This window comes from Actinoallomurus purpureus (assembly GCF_024055795.1).
Classification (GTDB): domain Bacteria; phylum Actinomycetota; class Actinomycetes; order Streptosporangiales; family Streptosporangiaceae; genus Actinoallomurus; species Actinoallomurus purpureus.
This window is the reverse complement of record NZ_JAMXMY010000008.1, coordinates 35,526-55,537: the sequence shown is the minus strand read 5'-3', so window position 1 is coordinate 55,537 and position 20,012 is coordinate 35,526. Positions and strand designations below refer to the sequence as shown.

16 protein-coding genes are annotated in these 20,012 nt (G+C 71.8%); 10 read left to right on the top strand and 6 right to left on the bottom strand.

Annotation, left to right across the window (positions count from 1 at the left end; translation table 11 throughout):
* Positions 1-122 precede the first annotated feature (122 nt).
* From NE236_RS16570 to NE236_RS16540, 7 genes are read left to right on the top strand one after another with little or no spacing between them, the layout of a single operon-like run.
* Positions 123-1,718, top strand: coding sequence for a peptide ABC transporter substrate-binding protein (locus NE236_RS16570; protein WP_252842881.1), 1,596 nt, complete (start codon positions 123-125; stop codon positions 1,716-1,718).
* 1 nt (position 1,719) lies between these two features.
* Complete coding sequence (locus NE236_RS44505) at positions 1,720-2,646, top strand: ABC transporter permease (protein ID WP_252842880.1); 927 nt, start codon at positions 1,720-1,722, stop codon at positions 2,644-2,646.
* Positions 2,639-3,565, top strand: coding sequence for an ABC transporter permease (locus NE236_RS16560; RefSeq protein WP_252842879.1), 927 nt, complete (start codon positions 2,639-2,641; stop codon positions 3,563-3,565). The genes NE236_RS44505 and NE236_RS16560 overlap by 8 nt, the downstream gene beginning before the upstream one ends.
* Positions 3,565-4,575, top strand: coding sequence for an ABC transporter ATP-binding protein (locus tag NE236_RS16555; RefSeq protein ID WP_252842878.1), 1,011 nt, complete (start codon positions 3,565-3,567; stop codon positions 4,573-4,575). The genes NE236_RS16560 and NE236_RS16555 overlap by 1 nt, the downstream gene beginning before the upstream one ends.
* The gene (locus NE236_RS16550; protein WP_252842877.1) at positions 4,568-5,587 is read left to right on the top strand and encodes an ABC transporter ATP-binding protein; all 1,020 of its coding nucleotides are present in this window, start codon (positions 4,568-4,570) and stop codon (positions 5,585-5,587) included. The genes NE236_RS16555 and NE236_RS16550 overlap by 8 nt, the downstream gene beginning before the upstream one ends.
* Positions 5,588-5,642: 55 nt before the next feature.
* The gene (locus NE236_RS16545) at positions 5,643-7,337 is read left to right on the top strand and encodes an ABC transporter ATP-binding protein (RefSeq protein WP_252842876.1); all 1,695 of its coding nucleotides are present in this window, start codon (positions 5,643-5,645) and stop codon (positions 7,335-7,337) included.
* On the top strand, positions 7,334-9,292 hold the full coding sequence (locus NE236_RS16540; RefSeq protein WP_252842875.1) for an ABC transporter ATP-binding protein: 1,959 nt from the start codon (positions 7,334-7,336) through the stop codon (positions 9,290-9,292). The genes NE236_RS16545 and NE236_RS16540 overlap by 4 nt, the downstream gene beginning before the upstream one ends.
* Positions 9,293-9,317: 25 nt before the next feature.
* Here NE236_RS16540 and NE236_RS16535 read toward each other — a convergent pair whose 3' ends face one another.
* The 4 genes from NE236_RS16535 to NE236_RS16520 form a co-directional block, all read right to left on the bottom strand.
* Positions 9,318-9,761 carry a response regulator gene (locus NE236_RS16535; protein ID WP_252842874.1) on the bottom strand — a complete coding sequence of 148 codons (444 nt, stop codon included), beginning with the start codon at positions 9,759-9,761 and terminating at the stop codon, positions 9,318-9,320.
* Complete coding sequence (locus tag NE236_RS16530; RefSeq protein WP_252842873.1) at positions 9,758-11,353, bottom strand: sensor histidine kinase; 1,596 nt, start codon at positions 11,351-11,353, stop codon at positions 9,758-9,760. The genes NE236_RS16535 and NE236_RS16530 overlap by 4 nt, the downstream gene beginning before the upstream one ends.
* Positions 11,350-12,549 carry a PP2C family protein-serine/threonine phosphatase gene (locus NE236_RS16525; RefSeq protein ID WP_252842872.1) on the bottom strand — a complete coding sequence of 400 codons (1,200 nt, stop codon included), beginning with the start codon at positions 12,547-12,549 and terminating at the stop codon, positions 11,350-11,352. The genes NE236_RS16530 and NE236_RS16525 overlap by 4 nt, the downstream gene beginning before the upstream one ends.
* A 73-nt stretch (positions 12,550-12,622) precedes the next feature.
* Entirely contained in the window at positions 12,623-14,722 is a 2,100-nt protein-coding gene (locus NE236_RS16520) for a S9 family peptidase (protein WP_252842871.1), read from the bottom strand.
* Positions 14,723-14,819: 97 nt separating this feature from the next.
* On the opposite strand from NE236_RS16520, the gene NE236_RS16515 reads away from it, so the two are divergent.
* Genes NE236_RS16515 through NE236_RS16505 form a run of 3 tightly spaced genes read left to right on the top strand, consistent with a single transcriptional unit; the run spans position 14,820 to position 17,626 of the window.
* A complete protein-coding gene (locus NE236_RS16515) occupies positions 14,820-16,319 on the top strand; it encodes a serine/threonine-protein kinase (protein WP_252842870.1) in 1,500 nt (499 codons plus the stop codon).
* A gap of 11 nt (positions 16,320-16,330) precedes the next feature.
* Entirely contained in the window at positions 16,331-17,179 is an 849-nt protein-coding gene (gene mshB / locus NE236_RS16510) for an N-acetyl-1-D-myo-inositol-2-amino-2-deoxy-alpha-D-glucopyranoside deacetylase (protein WP_252842869.1), read from the top strand.
* A gap of 6 nt (positions 17,180-17,185) precedes the next feature.
* The gene (locus NE236_RS16505; RefSeq protein ID WP_252842868.1) at positions 17,186-17,626 is read left to right on the top strand and encodes a DUF6113 family protein; all 441 of its coding nucleotides are present in this window, start codon (positions 17,186-17,188) and stop codon (positions 17,624-17,626) included.
* A 129-nt stretch (positions 17,627-17,755) separates the two neighbouring features.
* Here NE236_RS16505 and NE236_RS16500 read toward each other — a convergent pair whose 3' ends face one another.
* Entirely contained in the window at positions 17,756-19,369 is a 1,614-nt protein-coding gene (locus NE236_RS16500; RefSeq protein ID WP_252842867.1) for an MFS transporter, read from the bottom strand.
* Complete coding sequence (locus NE236_RS16495) at positions 19,366-19,962, bottom strand: PadR family transcriptional regulator (RefSeq protein ID WP_252842866.1); 597 nt, start codon at positions 19,960-19,962, stop codon at positions 19,366-19,368. The genes NE236_RS16500 and NE236_RS16495 overlap by 4 nt, the downstream gene beginning before the upstream one ends.
* Positions 19,963-20,012: the final 50 nt, after the last annotated feature.

The following is a 20,012-nucleotide window of genomic DNA, read 5'->3' as shown; positions in this document are numbered from 1 at the left end:
CCACGGTCGCGTTGGTAGGTATATTTCGATATCGAAACGGTTGACGTAAAGATCTACCAACCGTGGCCGCATTGCCCGAGGCTAGGGCCGATCACCGTACGATCCCGGAGGTGGACGGCCCGATGTCCGAGAAAAAGAGCCGCTGGCTCATCTCCTTGACCGCGGTGGCGCTCGCGGCCTCCGCCTGTGGTGGCGGCGGATCCGGCGGCGGTGGCACGGACAAGTCCTTCAGCTACGCCGTCACCGAGCCGGAGCACCTCACGCCGGGCAACACCAACGACGGTCAGGGCCTGAACGTCGACGACGCGCTCTTCGACCGGTTGATGACACTCGACCCGACGGGCAAGCCCCTGCCGCAGGAGGCCGAGTCCCTCACCTCGACGGATCAGAAGGTCTGGACCGTCAAGATCAAGCCGGGTCTCACCTTCCACAACGGGGAGCCGGTCACCGCCCAGAGCTACGCCGACGCGTGGAACCAGGCCGCGTACGGCCCGAACGGCTGGGGCAACAACGCCTACTTCGCCACCATCGACGGCTACGACGACCTGAACCCGTCGGACGAGAAGGCCAAGCCCAAGACCGACAAGCTGCGGGGCCTGAAGGTCATCGACGACCACACCCTGCAGATCACGCTGACCAAGCCCTTCAGCCAGCTGCCGCTGGTGCTGTCCTTCGTCGGCACGGCGCCGCTGCCCAAGGCCGCGCTCAGCGACCTCAAGGGGTTCGAGCAGAAGCCGATCGGCAACGGACCGTTCATGCTGGACGGCTCCTGGGAGCACAACAGGCAGATCAAACTGAAGAAGTTCACCGGCTACAAGGGACCGCGCCCCGCCCACGCCGACGGGCTCACATTCAAGATCTACGCCGGCCGTGACGCGGCGTACACCGACCTGCAGGCCGGCAAGGTCGACTACGACGACCAGATCCCGGCGGCCAAGGTCCCGCAGGCCAAGCGGCTGCTCGGAGACCGTTTCGTGAGCGAGCCGAGCGGCACGATGGACTTCCTCGAGTTCCCGCTGTACGACAAGGCGTACGCCAATCCGGACCTGCGCAAGGCCGTCTCGATGGCCATCGACCGGCAGTCGATCGTGAACTCCGTCTACAACGGCGCGTTCAAGCCGGTCGGCTCCCTCCTGGCGCCGATCGTCCCCGGTTACCGGGAGGGCGCCTGCGCCGAGGCGTGCACGTACAACCCGCAGGCGGCCAAGCAGCTGTTCGACAAGGCGGGCGGCTTCAACGGCACGCTGCACCTGATGTTCTCCAACGCCGACGCGACGTACGAGCAGTGGATGACCGACATCGCCAACCAGCTCAAGCAGAATCTCGGCATCAAGGACATCGTCTTCGACAAGGTCCAGGTGTCGGACTACCTGACCAAGCTGAGCGACCACAAGGCCACCGGCCCGTACCGCAGCAACTGGACGATGGACTATCCGAGCGCCGAGGACTATCTCACCCCGCGCTGCACGCCGCCGATCCGCTCCGGCTACGACGGCGTCGCCTGCCTCGACCTGATCAAGAAGGCCAACGCCGCCGGCGACCCGCAGCAGGCCCAGCAGCTGTACCAGCAGGCCGAGGACGTCGTGCTGAAGGACCTGCCGCTGACCCCGCTGTGGAACTGGCGGGACCAGATCGGCTTTTCCAAGCGGATCGGGGACGTCAAGATCGACCCGTACACCACGGCGCATCTGCGGCTTGAGACGGTGACGGTCAAGTAGCGTGTGGCGCTTCGTCCTCCGGCGCCTGCTGCAGATGGTGCCGGTCGTGCTGGGCACGACCTTCCTGATCTACGTGCTGGTGTTCGCGCTGCCCGGTGACCCGATCCGGGTCCTGGGCGGCGACAAGCCCATGCCGCCGTCCGTGTACGAGGCGCTCCGGCATCACTATCACCTCGACGAGCCGCTGGTCGTGCAGTACGGCAGGTACCTGCTCGGCCTGTTCCGCGGCGACTTCGGGGAGACGCTCAACGGCCAGTCCGTCTCGAGTCTCATGGCCTCGAGCTGGACGGTCACCGCGCAGCTCGCCCTCACCGCCTGGATCTTCGAGCTGGGCATGGGGATCGCGCTCGGCGTGTGGGCGGGGCTGCGCAAGGGCGGGATCGTCGACTCCCTGGTGCTGAGCGGCACGACGTTCGTCATCGCCGTCCCGCAGTTCGTGCTGGGCTACTCCGCGCAGCTGGTGTTCGGGCTGAAACTCGGCCTGTTCCCGACCGTGGGCACCGACGACGGCTGGCCGTACAGCTATCTGCTGCCCGGCATGATCCTCGGCTCCCTGAGCCTGGCGTACATCGCCCGGCTCACCCGCACCAGCCTGGTCGAGAACATGCGGGCCGACTACGTGCGGACGGCGCTCGCCAAGGGGCTGCCGCGCCGGCGGATCGTCGTCCGGCACACCCTGCGCAACTCACTGATCCCGGTGGTGACCTACCTCGGGATCGACCTGGGGAACCTGCTGGCCGGCGCGATCATCATCGAGGGCATCTTCAACCTGCCCGGTATCGGCCAGCAGGTCTTCCTGGCGATCCAGGTCAAGGACGGGCCGACGGTCGTCGGGATCTCGACGTTCCTCGTCCTGATCTACCTGGCGGCCAACCTGGTCGTCGACATCGTGTACGGCGCTCTCGACCCGAGGATCCGGTATGAGTGAGACAGCGGACACGCTCGCGGTCGCGCAGACCGGCTCCGAGGTCGTCGGCGCCTCCGCCTCCCTGTGGAGCGACGCGTGGCGCGAGCTGCGGCGGCGCGTGATGTTCTGGGTGTCGGTCGCGATCCTCCTGGCGATGGGCCTGATGGCGGCGTTCCCGGCACTGTTCACCGACCGGGGGTCCAACGACCGCTGCGACGTCAAACTGGCCAAGCACCGGCCGCCGTCGTGGAACCCCTTCGCGGCGCGCGGACATCCGTTCGGGTACGACACGCACGGCTGCGACTACTGGGCCCAGATCGTGCACGGCGCACGGGCACCGATGATCGTCGGGTTCGTGGTGACGGGGATCGCCCTGAGCCTGGCGATCGTGCTCGGCTCACTGTCCGGCTACTTCGGGCGCTGGCTCGACACGATCATCTCCCGTCTCACCGACATCCTGTTCGGGCTGCCGCTGGTCCTCGGCGCACTGGTGATCCTCACCGCGTTCCCCGACCACGGCGTGTGGACGATGTCGCTGGTGCTGGGCGTGCTGTGGTGGCCGACGATGACCCGCCTGATGCGCGGCCAGGTGCTGTCGGTCCGCGACGCCGACTACGTCCAGGCGGCGCGGATGCTCGGCGCCGGCGACGTACGGATCATGGCGCGGCACATCCTGCCGAACGCCATCGCGCCGGTCTTCGTCTACGCCATGCTCAACGTGGGAGTGGTGATCGGGTACGAGGCGACGCTCGACTACCTCGGCGTCGGCCTGCAGTACCCCACGGTCTCGTGGGGGCTGCAGCTGAGCCAGGCCCAGGAGCTCTTCGTCGATTATCCCTACCTCCTCATCTATCCCGCGATACTCCTGACGGCGACCGTGCTGAGCTTCCTGCTGCTCGGCGACGCCGTACGCGACGCCCTGGACCCGAAACTGCGCTGATGAACACACCCGACCCCGCTCCGGGGACACCGCTGCTCCAGGTCGATGACCTGCACGTCGAGTTCCGCATGCGCGGCTCGACGGTGGGCGCCGTCAACGGGCTCTCCTACCGTCTGGAGGAGGGCGAGACCGTCGCGATCCTGGGGGAGTCCGGGTCCGGCAAGAGCGTCAGCGCGCAGGCCGTGATGGGCATCCTCGACACCCCGCCCGCGCGCGTCACCAAGGGCGCCGTGCGCTTCCGCGGCACCGAGCTGCTCGGCCTGCCCGAGAAGAGGCGCCGGACCTACCGGGGCGCGAAGATCGCGATGATCTTCCAGGACGCCCTGTCGGCGCTGAACCCGGTGCACCGGGTGGGCGACCAGATCGCCGAGATGCTGATCGTCCACCGGGGGATGTCTCGCCGCGACGCCCGCAAGCGGGCGATCGAGCTGATGGACCACGTGCGGATCCCGTCGGCCGCCTCCCGGGCCGGCGACCATCCGCACCAGTTCTCCGGCGGCATGCGCCAGCGCGTGATGATCGCGATGGCGCTGGCCCTCGAACCGGACGTGCTGATCGCCGACGAGCCCACCACCGCGCTCGACGTCACCGTGCAGGCGCAGATCATGAAGCTCCTGTCGGACCTGCAGGAGGAGATGGCGATGGGCCTGATCCTCATCACGCACGACCTCGGCGTGGTGGCCGACGTCGCGGACCGCATCGTGGTGATGTACGCCGGGCGCGCCGTCGAGGAGGCCGCCGTCAAGGACCTGTACGCCCGGCCCGCGCACCCGTACACCGAGGGACTGCTGGCGTCGGTGCCGCGCGTCGACGTACGGGACCGGGCGCTGAGCCCGATCAAGGGGGCGCCGCCGAACCTGGCGGCGATCCCCTCCGGATGCCCGTTCCACCCGCGCTGCCCGAGGGCGCGGGAGGAGCGCTGCGCCGGCGAGGTGCCCGCGCTGCGCGACGTCACCGGGACCGGGCACTGGAGCGCCTGTCACTACGCGGAGGAGGTGCTCGGTGGCTGAGGAGATCCTTCAGGTCGAGAACCTGGTCAAGCACTTCCCGCTCACCCAGGGGATCGTGTTCAAGCACCAGGTGGGGCGGGTCAAGGCGGTCGACGGGGTCTCCTTCGGGCTGCGCAAGGGCGAGACGCTCGGTCTGGTGGGGGAGTCCGGCTGCGGCAAGAGCACGCTCGCCAGGCTCCTCATGGCCCTCGAACGCCCCACGTCCGGCAGCGTGCGCTTCGAGGACCGGGACGTGTTCGCGCTGTCCCGCGGGGAGCTGCGGCGTCTGCGGCGCCGGGTGCAGATGGTCCTGCAGGACCCCTACACGTCGCTGAACCCGCGCATGACCGTCGGCGACATCGTCGGCGAGCCGTTCGCGATCCACGGGGACCCGGAGGGCGGGCGGCGTCGCCGCGTACGGGAGCTGCTGGAGATCGTCGGCCTGGACCCCGACCACGTGAACCGCTACCCGCACCAGTTCTCCGGCGGGCAGCGGCAGCGGATCGGTATCGCCCGCGCGCTCGCCCTGCGGCCCGACGTCATCATCTGCGACGAGCCCGTCTCCGCGCTGGACGTCTCGGTCCAGGCGCAGGTCATGAACCTCCTGGTCGACCTGCAGAAGGAGTTCGGCCTGTCGTACGTCTTCATCGCGCACGACCTGGCCGTCGTCCGCCACATCTCCGACCGGGTCGCGGTGATGTACCTCGGGAAGATCGTCGAGATCGGCGACGAGGAGCAGATCTACGACCATCCGACGCATCCGTACACGCAGGCGCTCCTGTCCGCCGTGCCGGTGCCCGACCCGACGCGTCGGGGGACCCCGATCGTGCTCGAGGGCGACGTCCCGAGCCCGACCGACCCGCCGTCCGGCTGCCGGTTCCGTACGCGCTGCTGGAAGGCCGAGGACGTCTGCGCCGCCGAGGAGCCCCTCCTGGAGATCAGAGCGGCCGTTCGCGGCTCAGAGGAGGGCACGACGGGCTCGCTCCACCCGAGCGCCTGCCACTTCGCCGACGAGAAAATCGCTCGCGCCTGATCATGAGGGCTGGGTAACGTCGAGAGACCTGCCGTCTCTCGATCAGGGTCTCTCCATGCGCTCATTTCCCGTGCCGGACCCCGGCACGCCCGACGACCGGTCGGCCGGGCGCTACCTGCTGTGGGCGGCGCGCGCCCAGGCCGGCACGATGGCCGCCGCGGCCGGCAGTGGCGTGGTGTGGATGGCGAGCCAGGCGCTGATGCCCTTCGTGATCGGCCGGGCGATCGACGCGGGCCTGACCGCTCGCGACGCCGGGGCCCTGCTGGCCTGGTCCGGAGCGCTGCTGGTCCTCGGCGTGATCCAGGCGACCACCGGGGTGCTGCGGCACCGCTACTCCACGGTCAACTGGCTGGGCGCGGCGTTCCGCACGGTCCAGGTGACGACCCGCCAGGCCGCCCGGCTCGGCGCGACGCTGCCGAAGCGGCTCGCGAGCGGCGAGGTCGTCAGCGTCGGGATCGCCGACATCTCCCACATCGGCGCGGCGATGGACATCTTCGGGCGCGGCAGCGGCGCGGTCGTCTCGATCGGCGTGGCGGGCGCGGTCCTGTTGACGACCTCCTGGCGGCTCGGCCTGATCGTGCTGGCCGGGGTGCCGTTGCTGGCCTTCGTAGTGGGCCCGCTGCTGCGCCCGCTGCACCGGTACCAGCAGCACCAGCGCGAGCTGCAGGGCGAGCTGGCCACCCGGGCCGGCGACATCGTCGCGGGGCTGCGCGTGCTGCGCGGGATCGGCGGCGAGCAGGTGTTCGCCGCGCGCTACCGCGAGGAGTCCCAGACCGTCCGCGCGGCCGGCGTCCGCGTCGCGCGCACCGAGTCTCTCCTGGACGGCGCGCAGGTGCTGCTGCCCGGCCTGCTGGTCGCGCTGGTCACCTGGGCGGGGGCGCGGTTCGCCCTGAACGGCGAGATCACGACCGGCGAGCTGGTCGCCTTCTACGGATACGCGGTCTTCCTCGTCGACCCGCTGCGGACCCTCACCGAGGCGGCGGACAAGCTCACCAAGGCGCACGTCGCGGCCCGCCGGGTCGTGCGGATCCTCCGCATGACCCCCGAGCCGCCCGACCTCGGAACCCGGTCCCCGGCCGGCGGCGACCTGGTCGACGGGGAGTCCGGCGTCGTCGTACGGCCCGGCCGCCTCACCGCGATCGCCGCGACCACGCCGGAGGACGCCCAGGTCATCGCGGACCGGCTCGGCCGCTTCGCCGGCGGGGCGGTCACGTGGGGCGGTGTCCCCCTGCACGAGCTGTCCCTGCCGTCCGTACGCGAGGCGATCCTGGTCGCCGACAACGAGGCGCGGCTGTTCTCCGGGCGGCTGCTGGACGAGCTCGGCGGCCCCGGCGGGGCACCCGAGCCGGCCGTCCGGGCGGCACTGCGCACGGCGTGCGCGGAGGACGTGGTCGACGAGTTGCCGGACGGCCTGCGCTCCACGGTCGCCGAGGGCGGCCGGGAGTTCTCCGGCGGCCAGCAGCAGCGGCTCCGGCTCGCCCGTGCCCTCGTCGCCGACCCGGACGTCCTCGTCCTCGTCGAGCCGACGTCGGCGGTCGACGCCCACACCGAGGCCCGGATCGCGGGCCGTCTCGGGACGCACCGTGAGGGGCGCACGACGGTCGTGTGCACGACCAGCCCGCTCGTGCTCGACCACGCGGACGAGGTGATCTTCGTCCAGGGCGGCAAGGCCGCGGCGACCGGCCGCCACCACGAGCTGCTCACCGCCGAGCCCGCCTACGCCACCACCGTGACCCGAGAGGAGCAATGAGCGTGCCGGAGGGGCGCGATGTGACGACCGAAGAGCGCGACGACCGGATCGACGAGGAGACCCGCCGGCCGGAGGGGCGCGACGTCACGGCCGAAGAGCGCGGCGAACGGACCGATGAGGGAACCCGCCGGCCGGAGGGGCGCGACGTCACGGCCGAAGAGCGCGGCGACCGGACCGATGAGGGGACCCGGCGTCCGGGGGAGGGGCACGACGTGTCAGGGGCCGCCACACGGATCCTGCCGGTCGCCTCGCCCGCCCAGGTGCGGGCGTACGCGCGGCGGCTGACGCTCGCCTATCCGCGTGAGCTCGCCGTCGTGCTCGGCCTGCACGGCCTCGCCGCGATCGCGGGGCTGGTCGCCCCGCGCCTCCTCGGCGAGGTCGTCCAGGAGGTGCGCGCCGGGTCCTCGCACGTGACGGTCGACCGGATCGCGATCGCCCTCCTGGTCTTCGTCATCGCCCAGGGCGTGCTGCTGCGGTACGCCGTGTACATGTCCGCGCGGCTCGGCGAGAAGGTCCTGGCGCGGCTGCGCGAGGAGTTCGTCGACCGGGTCCTGGAGCTGCCGCTGTCCACGGTCGAGCGGGCGGGCACCGGCGACCTGGTCACCCGCACGGCGCGCGACGTCGACGCCCTCGCTCGTACGGTGCGGCACGCGGTGCCCGAGACGCTGATCGCGATGGTCACCGGCGCCTTCGCGATTGGCGCGCTGGTCCTCGTCGGGCCGCTGCTGGCCCTGCCGTGCCTCGTCGGGGTGCCGCTGCTGTGGTGCGGCACCCGGTGGTACCTCAAGCGCGCTCGCGACGGGTACCTCCGGGAGAACGAGGCGTGGGGCGGCGTGACCGCCGGGCTCACCGAGACGGTCGACGGCGCGCGCACCATCGAGGCATTGCGGCTGGAGCGCCGCCGCGTCGCGCGGACCGACGCCGACCTCGCCGGCGCGTGGGAGGCCGAGCGGTACACCCTCGGGCTGCGCATGGTGTGGTTCCCGCTGGTGGAGATCGGTTACGTGCTCCCGGTGGCGGCGACGCTGCTGATCGGCGGGCTCTTCTACCTCCACGGCCTGGCGTCGCTCGCCCAGGTCACCGCCGCCACGCTGTACGTCCAGCAGCTCATCGACCCGCTCGACCGGTTCCTGTCCTGGGTCGACGAGCTGCAGGTCGGCGGCGCGTCCCTGGCCCGGCTGCTGGGCGTCGCCGAGGTGCCCGCGGACCGCGCCCCGAGCGACGAACGGCCCGACGGCGAGCGGATGGCGGTCGACACGGTGCGGTACTCCTACCGGGACGGCCAGGACGTGCTGCACGGGATCGACCTCCACCTGCGACCGGGAGAACGGCTCGCCATGGTCGGGCCCAGCGGCGCGGGCAAGTCCACCCTCGGCCGCCTGCTCGCCGGCGTGCTGCGGCCGCGCACCGGAGCGGTGACCGTCGGCGGGGTGCCGCTGGTGGACCTGCCGCTGGAGGACCTGCGCCGCAACGTCGCGCTGGTCACCCAGGAGCACCACGTGTTCCGGGGCACGGTACGCGACAACCTGGTGCTCGCCCGGCCGGACGCGTCCGACGAGGAGCTGGCGCGGGCACTGGACGCGGTCGACGCGTCCTGGGCCCTCGCGATGCTGGACACCGCGGTCGGCACCGGCAACGCGGTGTTGTCACCCGCCCGTGCGCAGCAGCTCGCGCTCGCCCGTCTCGTCCTGGCCGATCCGCACACGCTGGTGCTCGACGAGGCGACGTCGCTGCTGGACCCGCGCGCCGCCCGGCACCTCGAACGCAGCCTCTCGGCGGTCCTCGACGGACGTACGGTCGTGGCCATCGCGCATCGGCTGCACACCGCCCACGACGCCGACCGGGTCGCCGTCGTGGAGGACGGCCGGATCATCGAGCTCGGCGGTCACCACGAGCTGATCGCCCGGGACGGCTCGTACGCCGCGCTGTGGCGCTCCTGGCACGGCCACGGCTGACCGGCCGGGGCCGGGGCCGCCCTCGTCAGGAGCGGGGGAGCTTGACGACGCTCATGAAGAAGTCGTCGATCTGGCGGACGACCTTGATGAACTGGTCGAAGTCGACCGGCTTGGTGACGTAGACGTTGGCGTGCAGCCGGTAGCTGCGGAGGATGTCCTCCTCGGCTTCGGAGGTGGTGAGGACGACCACCGGGATGGTGCGCAGGCTCTCGTCGGCCTTGATCTCCTCCAGCACCTGCCAGCCGTCCTTGCGGGGCAGGTTCAGGTCGAGGAGGACGAGGTCGGGGCGGGGCGCGTCGGCGAAGTCGGCCTCGCGCCGCAGGAAGCGCATCGCCTCCTCGCCGTCGCCGACGATCGACAGCTTGTTGCTGACCTTGTTGTCGGCGAACGCCTCTTTGGTCAGCACGACGTCACCGGGGTCGTCCTCGACGAGGAGCACTTCGATGGGGCGCGCGATCACGTCGTTCATTCTTCGGCGGTCTCCGTGCTGTCGTCGCTGTCGTCGTCGATGGCGGGCAGCGTCCACCGGATCGTCGTCCCCTGCTGCTCCGGCTCGATGTCCAACCAGATCCGCCCGCCGTGGTATTCGACGATTTTCTTGCAGAGGGACAGACCGATGCCGGTCCCGGTGTATTCGTCCTTCGGGTGCAGGCGCTGGAAGATGAGGAAGATCCGGTCGGCGTACACGGCGTCGATGCCGATGCCGTTGTCGCTGCAGGCGAACTCCCAGAAGTCGCCGTCGCGGCGGGCCGTGATGTTCACCCGGGGCGGGTCATCGCTGCGGAACTTGATCGCGTTGCCGATGAGGTTCTGGAACAGCTGGGTGAGCAGCGTCGCGTCGCCCATCACGTCGGGCAGCGGGTCCCAGGTGATGCCCGCGTCCGCCTCCGAGCGGGCCAGTCCCAGGTTGTCCAGGGCGCCCTCGAGCGCCGTCTCGCATTTCACGACCGTCATGTCGCGGTTCACCCGGCCGATCCGGGAGAAGTTCAGCAGGTCGTTGATGAGCGACTGCATGCGCTTGGCGCCGTCGACCGCGAAGTCGATGTACTGCCGGCCCCGGTCGTCGAGAACGTCGGAGTAGCGGCGTTCGAGCATCTGGCAGAAGCTGGCCACCTTGCGCAGCGGCTCCTGCAGGTCGTGACTGGCGACGTAGGCGAACTGCTCCAGCTCCGCGTTGGAGCGGCGCAGCTCCTGGGTCTGCTCGTCGAGCTTGGCGCGGGCCTCGGCCGCCTTCCGCCACTCCTCCAGGATGTGGTTGCGCATCGCGTCGACGTGCGCGGCGAGCTCGGCGATCTCGGCCGGCCCGGAGACCTGCAGCGGATGCGTCAGGTCGCCCTGGGAGACGCGGCGGATCTGGCCGGTCAGCGCGGAGACCGGGCGTAGCACGGTGCGCCGGATCAGCAGGGTCAGCCCGAGGGCGCCCACGACCAGCACGATCGCGCCGCCGATCAGCGTTTCGTAGAGCCGCTCCACCTGGTCGTTCAACCGGTCGGCGGACCGGCGCTGCAGTTCGGCGAGGCGGGCGCGCTCGGTCGCGATCGCGTCGCGGACCGCGCTGAACCGCTGCTCACCGGAGGCGGCGGACGGCTGGCCCGTCTTGGTGACGACCGGATCGGCGTAGTCGTGCCGCCAGGCGGCCAGCCGCGAGCCGACCTCGGTGAGCGCGGCACGGGCGGGCGCGGCGTCGGGAGTGTCCCGCAGCAGTCGCGTCATCTCGGCGACCGCGGCGGTGGTCTCGGTCTGGGCGCGCCGGTAGTCGGCGGGACCGGTGGCGTCCCCGGTCAGGGTGTACGCGCGGACCGCGCCGACCTCCGCCGAGATGGAGGTGCTGAGCCGGCCGGATTCCAGCACGGCCGGGTCGACGTTCCGGAGCAGCGCGGAACGGGCCTTGGAACCGTCCTGAACCGCCATCCCGATGGTGGCGCCGACGGCGACGACCGCGAGCAGCAGAAGCACGATGCCGAGGCCGTACCAGTGGCCGATGCCGAACCTGGGTACGCCCTCCGCGTCGACGTGGAGGGTCGGTGCGTGGCGCGGGCGGCGTACCTGAGGGGTGGTCACCGGGGGACCTTTCCGGAGAGCAACACGACGGCGAGGTCGTCGGTGAGCGCCTCGCCGTTGAGCGACTCGACCTCGGCGACGAGGTGGTCGATGAGCAGGTCTCCGCTGAGCCCCTGGGCGCGTGCCCCGGACGCCAGCTCGACCAGCCCTTCGGTGCCGAGACGGTCCGGTCCGCCGCCGATGCGGCCCTCGATCAGCCCGTCCGTGTAGAGCATGAGCGCCCAAGGGCCGGTCAGCCGGATCTCCGCGGCCGGCCACTCGGAGCCGGGGAACAGGCCGAGGGCCGGGCCGTACGCGTCGTCGGGCAGGGCCACGGCCGCGCTGTCGCCGAACAGCAGCGGCGCGGGATGACCCGCCATGCGGAAGCGCGCGCTCTGCCGGTCCGGCGCGATCGTGACCATGCTGAGCGTCGTGAAGATCTCCTCGGACCAGCGCTCGTGGCACAGGACCGTGTCGAGCGTGTTCAGCAGGTCCATCCCGGTGTGCCCGGCCAGGACGAGGGTGCGCCAGGCCATCCGCAGCCGGACGCCGAGCGACGCCTCATCCGGGCCGTGCCCGCAGACGTCGCCGATGACGAGGTGGACCGACCCGTCGGAGGTCTGCACCGTGTCGTAGAAGTCGCCGCCGAGGAGGGCGCGCTCCCGGCCCGGGCGGTAGCGCGTGTGGTGGTCCAGCCCCGGGTCGTCGATCAGCGGCACGGGGAGCAGCCCGAGCTCGAGCCGGGCGTTCTCCTCGCTGCGCAGCTCGGCCTCCATGAGCTGGCGCTCGGAGTCCTCGGCGCGCTTGCGTTCCAGGGCGTAGCGGATGGCGCGGGCCAGCAGCGGCCCGTCGACCTCGTGCTTGACCAGGTAGTCCTCGGCTCCGGCGGCCACCGCGGCGACGCCGATCGCCGCGTCGCTGCGGCCGGTGAGGACCAGGACCGCCGAGCGCGGGGCCATGTCGAGCACCTGGCGCAAGAGGTCCAGCCCGTCGGCGTCGGGCAGCGACAGGTCGGCCACGACGCAGTGGACGCCCGGGTGGAGCCGCTCGCGGGCCTCCCGGAGCGTGCGCGCCTGGAGGATATGGGCGTCAGGGAGTTCCTCGTCGAGGAGTTCCTCGAAGAGAAAGGCGTCGCCCGGGTCGTCCTCGATCAGCAGGATCTCTAGCTTGCCGTCGCCGGGAACGACCGAGGTGGAGTGCTCGATTATCGCGCTCACGTCTCGTCGGGGGTCGGGGTGCCGGTCGCACCGTCGGAAGAATGGTGCCCTTTACGGGCCGTCGGGGCAACGGTCACACGAGCGCCTCCTTCAGGAACCGGATCTGAAGGAGCAGAAGGTTCTCGGCGACGACCTCCTGCGGCGTCATGTGCGTGACGCCGGACAGCGGCAGGACGGAGTGCGGCCGGCCCGCGGCCAGGAGGGCCGAGGACAGGCGCAGGGTGTGCGCGGCGACGACGTTGTCGTCGGCCAGCCCATGGATGAGCAGCAGCGGCCGTGTCACATCCGTGGGCGGCTCCCCACCGGACACGGCGCCGATCAGGCCGCACCGCTCGTACGGCTCCGGGTCCTCGCCGGGATGCCCGAGATAACGCTCGGTGTAGTGCGTGTCGTACAGGGCCCAGTCGGTGACCGGTGCCCCGGCGATCGCCGCGTGGAAGACGTCCGGCCGGCGCAGCACGGCCAGTGCGGCGAGGTATCCGCCGAACGACCAGCCCCGGATGCCGACCCGCGACAGGTCGAGGGGGAACCGCTCGGCGGCCGCGCGCAGGGCGACGATCTGGTCGTCCAGGACAGGCTCGGCGAGGTCGCGGTGGACGGCGCGCTCCCAGGCACGTCCCCGGCCCGGCGTGCCGCGCCCGTCCGCGACGACCACCGCGAACCCCTGGTCGGCGAGCCACTGCGGCTCGGCGAAGGCGCGGCGTGCGGCCAGGACGCGCTGGGCGTGCGGCCCCCCGTAGGGGTCCATCAGCACCGGGAGCGGGTCGTCCCCCGTGTACCCGGTCGGCAGCAGCACCGCGGTGCGCAGCTCGCGCTCGCCGGCGCGGATCAGGGTGACGCCGACGTCGAGGGACGGCTGCTCGGCGTGGGAGGCGATCCGCGCGACGGGCGCGTCGTCGCGCAGCACCGTCGTCTCCGCGTCGAACCGGTCGAGCCGGCTGCCGGCGATGACGGTGGTGCCGCCGCGTCGCCGGGCGCCGAAGACGCCCGCGCCGTCGCTCAGCCGGCGCGGCCCGCCGGGACCGTACGCCCAGACGTGGACCTCGGTGGGCTCGTCGGAGGCGGTGAACAGGACCGTGTCGCCGTCCACGTCGAGCACCGAGCGCACGTGGAGGTCGTCGGGGGTGACCCGCTCGTCCCCGACGATGAGCCCGCGCGCCTCGTGCCCGTCCTCGGAGACCCACACCAGGTCGCCGTTCCCGGTGCGGGTGGGCACGCCGGGCACGATGTCCAGCCAGACCGGGTCGGTGTCCTCGCGGACGAGCGTGGTCCGGCCGGTCGACGGGTCGGCTTCCAGGATCCGCATCGTCTTCTGGTCGCGCGTCTGGACGACGAGCAGGACGGCGCGGGAGTCCCAGCGGGCGGTGACGAGGTACGGGAACGCCTCACGGTCCCATTCGACCGCCTGCCGGCCGCCGTCTAGCCCGAGGATGACGAGGGAGACGTCCGCGTTGGGCGTGCCGGCGGCCGGGTAGGCGACCTCACGGGGCGGCGCCGCCGGGTCGGCGGGGTCGGCGATGTGCCAGCGGCGTACCGGCGACTCGTCGACGCGGGCGGCCAGGATCGCGCGGCCGTCGGGCGCCCACCAGTACCCGCGCATGCGCTGCATCTCCTCGGCGGCGATGAACTCCGCGAGGCCGTACGACACCTGCTCGCCGTCCGGTTCGGCCAGCGCCCGGTCCGTTCCGGTCGCCACCTCGATGACGCGCAGGGCACCGCCGGAGACGTACGCGACGCGCGTCCCGGAGGGGTCGGGGCGCGGGTCGAAGGACGGGACGGCGGCGGCGTCCAGCGGACGGACGGTCGCGTCGAGGTCGGTGACGAACAGCCGCCCGGACAGCGCGAACGCCGCGAGCGTCAGCCGGTCGTCGGTGGCGTACGTGACGACCCCGCCCGCCTGCTCGCGGGCGCGCTCGCGGCGGGCCCGCTCTTCGGCCGGCAGGTCCTCCTCGCCGGGCAGGTCGAGGCCGCGCGGGTCGACGATGAGGCGTTCCTTCGCCTCCCCGCCGTCGCGGGGGACGTCGAGCGTCCACAGGCACGTGACGGGGTCGGTACCGCCTCGTGTGCGGAGGAACACGACACGTGAACCGTCAGGGGAGACCTGGAAACCGCGCGGTGCTCCGAGGGTGAATCGCCGTGTACGCGCGCTCTGCCGGGGAAAGCTCGTCGTCATGCCTCGATCCTGCCAGCAGGACGTGAATGCTCCGTGCAAGCCCGCCGGTCATGCGGAAGACTGTTCATGTCCATGAGCCGTTCCCCCAGGAGTGTTGATGCCCGACGCCCGTCCCCTGCAGCCCGGCGACCCGGACCGGCTGGGGTCGTATGAGATAACGGGTCGCCTGGGTGAGGGCGGCCAGGGGACCGTCTACCTCGGCCGTTCCGCCTCCGGGGACCCGGTGGCGATCAAGCTGCTCCGCGGCGACCTCGCCCAGGACGACACCGCACGTGGCCGGTTCCTGCGGGAGCTGGCCGCCGTCAAGCGGGTCGCCCGTTTCTGCACCGCGCAGGTCCTGGAGGCCGACGTCGACGGGGACCGGCCCTACATCGTCAGCGAGTACGTCCCCGGGCCGTCGCTGCAGCAGCTCGTCACCGGGGAGTCCCCGCGTTCCGGCGCCGAGCTGGAGCGGCTGGCGATCGGCACGGTCACGGCGCTCGTCGCCATCCACCAGGCGGGCATCGTCCACCGCGATTTCAAGCCGCAGAACGTCCTGATCGGTCCCGACGGGCCGCGGGTCATCGACTTCGGCATCGCCAAGGCTCTCGACACGGCCGCGACGATGACCAACTCCGCCATCGGGACCCCCGCCTACATGGCGCCCGAGCAGCTCGCCGGCCGGGAGATCACCCCGGCGGCGGACATCTTCGCCTGGGGCTCGACGATGGTGTACGCCGCCACCGGCACCGCGGCGTTCGGGCAGGACACCGTGATGGCGGTGATCAACCGCATCCTGAGCGAGCCGCCGGACCTCGGCTCGATGCAGGAGCCGCTGCGCGGCATCGTCGCCGGCTGCCTGGCCAAGGACCCGGCCGCCCGGCCGACCGCCCAGCAGCTGCTGATGCGGCTGCTCGGCGAGGAGAGCGTCACCCCGGCGGGTCCGGTCGCCGCCGGGGGTCCGCAGACCGCGATCCTCGACCAGGGCGCCGCGTTCGCCGAGACGAGGTTCGCCGGCGCCGCCCCGACCTCACCGGTCACCCCGGCGGCGCCGACGGTCGCGGGCGCCGGTGGCATCGGGGCGATGGGCACCATGGGCGCGGGCGCGGCGGGTGCGGGGGCGATGGGTGCGGGCGCCGGTGCGCCGACCATGCCGCACTACGCCGCGGTGACGCATCCGGGCGGCGCCTCCCGCCAGGGCGTGTCCTCCCGGATGCTGCTGGCGGCGGTGGCCGGTCTCGTGCTGACGGTCGGGATCGTCGCCATGATCGTCTGGGCGGCCGGGCACCGCGCCGACACCTCCGGCAACCACGGACCGGTGCCGAGCGTCGAGAGCTCCAACGAGCCGTCGGACACCGGGCAGCCGGAACAGCCCGCTCCGGACACCTCGCGGCCCGAGCCGACCTACACCCGGCCGCGACCGACGCACACCCCCACCCACACGCGGACGGCGACGAGCGAGCCCTCGAGCGAGCCGAGCGGCGGCTCGACCCCGACCGGCGGGCCGACGGGCGGCACGAAGCCCACCGGAGGCAGCACCGGCGGAACCGGCGACGGCGGCGATGGCGGTGGCGGTGGTAAGACACCGGGTGGCCAGGCGTCCAGGCCCGCCGGATAGCGTGTCCGCTCATGGCCGACCTGCGCATCCTGTTCGTGCACGCCCATCCGGACGACGAGTCGATCGGGACCGGGGCGACCATGGCCAAGTACGCCGCGGAGGGTGCCCACGTCTGCCTGGTCACGTGCACGCGCGGTGAGGAGGGCGAGGTCATCCCCGAGGAGCTGCGGCACCTGGAGGGTGACGCGCTGGGGGCGTACCGCGTCGGTGAGCTCGAACGGGCGTGCGCGGCGCTCGGCGTGAGCGACCATCGGTTCCTCGGCGGCGCGGGGCGCTGGCGCGACTCCGGGATGATGGGCGTGGCGTCCAACGACCATCCGCGATGCTTCTGGCGCGCCGACGTCGACGAGGCCGCCGCCGAGCTCGTCGCGATCATGCGCGAGGTGCGCCCGCAGGTCGTCGTCACCTACGACGCGAACGGCTTCTACGGCCATCCGGACCACATTCAGGCGCACCGGGTCGCGTGGCGGGCGTTCGAGCGGGCCGCGGACCCGTCCTTCGGCGTCGGCGCGCCGTGGCGGCCCTCGCGCTTCTACGCCACCGCGGTCCCCCTGTCCGAGCTCGAGGAGGCGGCGGGCCGGGGGCCGTTCAAGCGGGTCCGGTCGGTCGCCGACTTCGGCTTCGGGGTGCCGGACGAGCAGGTGACCACGCGCGTCGACGCCCGCGACCACCTGCCGGCCAAGGTGGCCGCGATGCGGGCGCACCGCACGCAGATCACCGTCGATCCGCCGTACTTCGCGCTGTCGAACGACGTCGGGCAGCCGCTGCCGGGCGTGGAGTACTACACGCTGCTCGCCGGGGAGCCGGGGCCGCCCGGTGAGGACGGCCGTGAGTCCGGTCTCGGCGACCCGGTAGCCTGACCGGCTGTGGAGGAATGGACGGGCCCTGACGCCCCTCAGGAGCCGCCGCGCGAGCCGGGTCTGGTGACCGGCGTCGCGTACGGCCTGTTCGTCGTGCTGGGCGTGCTCCTCGGCCTGGTGGGATCGTTCGAGTTCTCCTGGACGGCCGGGAGCGTCCCGGTGGCCGCCATCCTCCTGGCCGCCGCCGACTTCGCGGCGTTCCGTTTCGCCGGGTGGGCGATGGAGAGCAGGCTCGGCGTGGCCACGGTGGCCGTGCCCTGGCTGATCGTCGTCGTCCTGTTGTCGAGCCGGCGCCCGGAGGGCGACCTCGTCGTCACCGGAACCGCCGCCGGGTACATCTTCATCTTCGGCGGGTCGATCGCCGCCGTCGCCGCGATCGCGGCCACCCGTTCGTCCCGGCCCTGGATGCTGCGCGGCGTCCCGTCCGCTCCGGCGCCGAGGGACTGAGAGCTCGCGCGGAATGGACCGCCGGGCTCGCGCCGCTTCCTGATCCGACGCCCGTTCCGCGCGAGCTCCAAGCTCCGCGGCGCGGAAGCGCGCACGCCCGGCGGACGCGCGCGCTCCCGCCGCCCCGGGTCAGCCGGTGGTCGCCTCCACCGTCTCGGGGGAGCGCTCGGCGGTGCTGCCCCGGAGGCCCCGCACCGCGAGGCACGAGGCCGCTCCGATGAACACGATGACGATCGGCAGGAGCATCGTCGGCTTCATCGCGTCGACGTAGCCGTGCGTGAACACGCTCTGGGCGGCCCGGGTGATCTGGTCGACGACCTGCTGGGGGAGGTTGCGCGGCAGGTGCTGCGCCGCGCCGGTCTGCCCGGCGCCCACCTCCAGGCCGCCCTTGGCGGCCTTCTTGAACCCGTCGACGAACGGGGCGCGCGCCTGGGCGGGGAGTTGTCCGGCGCGTTTCACGGCCTCGTCGCGGAGGTGGGAGGCGAGCTGGTTCTGCAGGATCGCGCCCGCGGCGGCGCTGCCGACCACCGAACCGATCTGCCGGGTGGTGTTGTTGACGCCGGAGGCCGCACCGGCCATCCGGGGGTCGACCCCGCGCATCGCCTCGGTGGCCATCGGGGCGAACACGCCCCCGATGCCGAGCCCGGCGACGATCAACCCGGGGATGAACGCCGGCCAGTGCGTGTCGGCGCCGGCGATCAACACGATCCAGCCCATGCCCACCCCGTACAGCGTGAGCCCGGCCATGAGGATGTACTTGCCGCCGATCTTGTCGGACAGCCGGCCGGCGACCGGCGCGAGGAACATCGACACGACCGAGGACGGCGCCAGGACCAGGCCCGCCTTGAGGGCGCTGAAGCCGAGCACCGACTGCAGGTAGATGGTCAGCGGCAGGAACACGCCGATCATTCCGATCGACACGATCGCGCCGACGAGGTTCATGATCGTGAAGTTGCGGTCCCGGAACAGCACGAACGGCACCAGCGGCTCGCGGTCCTGGCGGGTCCGCTGCTGCACGAGGAAGACGGCGAAGAGGACGGCCGCCGCCGCGAACAGGCCCCAGATGACGCCGTTCCAGTCGTACCGCTGGCCCTCGGTGAGGGCGAAGACGAGGCAGAACAGAGCGGCCGTGGCGATCAGTACGCCGAGGATGTCCAGCCGGTGGGTGCGCTCCAGGCGTACGCCGGGGATCACGGCGAACGCCAGCACGAGGACGACGACGCCGATGGGGAGGTTGACGAAGAAGATCCACCGCCAGTCGAACGCGGTGACCAGGAAGCCGCCGAGCGTCGGCCCCGCGATGGTCGCGATGCCCGCGACCGCGCCCCAGACGCCGAGCGCGGTTCCCCGGCGTTCGGCCGGGAAGGTGGCGATGATGATCGCCATCGTCTGCGGCATCAGCAGGGCCGCGCCCAGGCCCTGGACCGCGCGGGCGGCGATGAGCTCGGCGGCGTTCTGCGAGATTCCGCAGAGCAGGCTGGCGAGGGTGAAGATCGCTACCCCGGCGATGAACAGGTTCCGCTGGCCGCGCAGGTCGCCCAGCCGGCCCGCGGTGATGAGCAGGACGGCGAGGACGAGGACGTAGGCGTTGATCACCCACAGGACCGCGTCCAGCGACGCGTGCAGTTTGTCGATCATGCTGGGCATCGCGATGTTCACGATCGTGAGGTCCAGCAGTGTCATGAAGAACCCGAGACTGAGCGTCACCAGGATCGCCCAGGGGTTGCCGTGCCATTTTCTCATGTGTCGTTGTTCTCCCCGTTGGTGCGGCCAGGGGGCCGCCACGTCATCCGGCCGTTCTTGATGTCATCGCTCAGCGCACGGACGAACTCCAGCTCGGAGCGCAGCCGGGCGTTGCAGAACTCGAGCTCGATCAGCTGTACGCGTTCGAGGCCCTGCTTCATCAGGTTGGCGATGACCGTGTCGTGCGCCGCCAGCTTCGCCTCGAGCCGGACGGCCCGGCGGTCGAGCAGCTGGGCGGCCTCCTCCGGCGGCAGCCACCCGAGGAACGACAGCGCCATGTCGAAGATCGGGTACTCCTCCAGGGGGTAACGCAGGAACTCCCGGAGGCGCGAATCGGCCTCGTCGCGGCCCTGTTCGGTGATCGCGTAGACGGTGCGCTCCGGGCGGCGGCCCTCCCGCGTGGTCTCGACGGGCTCGATCAGGCCCTGGCGGGCCAGCCGCTCCACCGCGTGGTACAGCGACCCGTGTGCGACCTTGACCACGTGATCGATGGAGTAGTCCCGGATGCGCTGCTGCATCTCGTACGGGTGCATCGGTTCCTTGCCGAGCAGGCTGAGCACCGCGAGCCCGAGAGGCGTGAGCGGTCGTGACATGGGCCCCGTTCCTCGTCCGTCCCGAATAATCCAGATGGACTATAAGCCCC

Excerpts from the sequence above, each read along its gene's own strand:
- NE236_RS16570 (WP_252842881.1), top strand. The coding sequence starts at position 123 with ATGTCCGAGAAAAAGAGCCGCTGGCTCATCTCCTTGACCGCGGTGGCG.
- NE236_RS16560 (WP_252842879.1), top strand. The coding sequence starts at position 2,639 with ATGAGTGAGACAGCGGACACGCTCGCGGTCGCGCAGACCGGCTCCGAG.
- NE236_RS16555 (WP_252842878.1), top strand. The coding sequence starts at position 3,565 with ATGAACACACCCGACCCCGCTCCGGGGACACCGCTGCTCCAGGTCGAT.
- NE236_RS16545 (WP_252842876.1), top strand. The coding sequence starts at position 5,643 with ATGCGCTCATTTCCCGTGCCGGACCCCGGCACGCCCGACGACCGGTCG.
- NE236_RS16540 (WP_252842875.1), top strand. The coding sequence starts at position 7,334 with ATGAGCGTGCCGGAGGGGCGCGATGTGACGACCGAAGAGCGCGACGAC.
- NE236_RS16535 (WP_252842874.1), bottom strand. The coding sequence starts at position 9,761 with ATGAACGACGTGATCGCGCGCCCCATCGAAGTGCTCCTCGTCGAGGAC.
- NE236_RS16520 (WP_252842871.1), bottom strand. The coding sequence starts at position 14,722 with ATGACGACGAGCTTTCCCCGGCAGAGCGCGCGTACACGGCGATTCACC.
- NE236_RS16515 (WP_252842870.1), top strand. The coding sequence starts at position 14,820 with ATGCCCGACGCCCGTCCCCTGCAGCCCGGCGACCCGGACCGGCTGGGG.
- mshB (WP_252842869.1), top strand. The coding sequence starts at position 16,331 with ATGGCCGACCTGCGCATCCTGTTCGTGCACGCCCATCCGGACGACGAG.
- NE236_RS16500 (WP_252842867.1), bottom strand. The coding sequence starts at position 19,369 with ATGAGAAAATGGCACGGCAACCCCTGGGCGATCCTGGTGACGCTCAGT.
- NE236_RS16495 (WP_252842866.1), bottom strand. The coding sequence starts at position 19,962 with ATGTCACGACCGCTCACGCCTCTCGGGCTCGCGGTGCTCAGCCTGCTC.